Raw genomic sequence first — 1,230 nt, 5'->3', positions numbered from 1 at the left:
ATCATCGAGACCCAGCATATTGATTATGGCCTCCTTGGTCTCCACATCAGCATCCTCATCCAGCCAACCCACACAGGTATTATTATCGTGGGTACCCGTATACACAACAGAGTTTTCCGGTTCCACATAATTTACCCGGCGGCGGTCATTGAAATGCAGTTCAAACTCCAGCACTTTCATACCGGGGAAGCCACATTGCTCACGCAGTTCCTCCACTTCATCGGTAATGACACCAAGATCCTCGGCAACAATCGGCAATTCACCCAATGCAGCCTTTACCTTATCGAAAAACGGCTTACCAGGCCCTTTACGCCATACACCTTCAATGGCATTTTCTGCGTCACCGTCCACCTCCCAATATGATTCAAAGCCACGGAAATGATCAATACGCACCATATCCACTGTAGTAAGCATCCGCTTCAAGCGACTCATCCACCAGCTATAATCCTGTTTTTCCATTTCTGCCCAATCATATTGCGGATTACCCCACAATTGACCGGTGGCACTGAAATAATCTGGTGGTACCCCAGCCACCTTGTAAGGCTTGCAATTTTGACTGAGCTTAAACAGCTTTTGATTGCTCCACACATCAGCACTGTTTAAGGAGACAAAAATTGGCATATCGCCTAAAATCTTTATGCCCTTATTGTTGGCGTAAGCCCGCAGCTCCTGCCACTGACGCTCAAAAATATACTGGGCAAAGCATTCCTGACGAATTTCTTTTTTGAGCTCGGTTTTCATTTTATCCAGAGCACCAGCCACCCGGCGTCTTAAGCTGTCCTCCCACTCAATCCAGCCAGCTTCCCGGTTCTTTACAGATATTGCCCGGAACAGAGAATAATCTTCCAGCCAATAGGCTTCCTCCTTGCAAAACGCCTCAAACTTTCTACGTTCCTCCTGACTAGCCTGGGCAAAGAAGTTGCTGGCAGCCTTGTCTAATAGTTTTTCCTTTACGCGGGAAGCCAATGCATAATCCGTCTTATTGGTGGCTTCCTTATCTGGCATTTGTACGTCTTCCGGACTTAATAGGCCCATTTCCACCAGTTTTTCCGGTGATATAAGCATGGTATTACCAGCAAAAGCCGAAGGGGAGGCGTACGGGGAATAGCAGTTATCCACTGGCGTCAAAGGCAAAATTTGCCAAATCTTTTGCTTGGCTTTCGCCAGGAAATCCACGAATTCATAAGCAGACGGACCAAAGTCACCAACCCCATACTTGGATGGAAAACT

1 protein-coding gene is annotated in these 1,230 nt (G+C 47.2%); it reads right to left on the bottom strand.

From position 1 onward, the window contains the following. Window positions 1–1,230: 4-alpha-glucanotransferase (malQ, locus tag ACKI5G_RS07660; protein WP_407399172.1), on the bottom strand; the 1,230-nt coding region annotated here is incomplete at both ends.

Source organism: Anaerovibrio sp. (assembly GCF_045637405.1).
Lineage (GTDB): Bacteria > Bacillota > Negativicutes > Selenomonadales > Selenomonadaceae > Anaerovibrio.
Note: the sequence above shows the minus strand (reverse complement) of the source record. Positions and strands in the feature narration are given on the sequence as shown.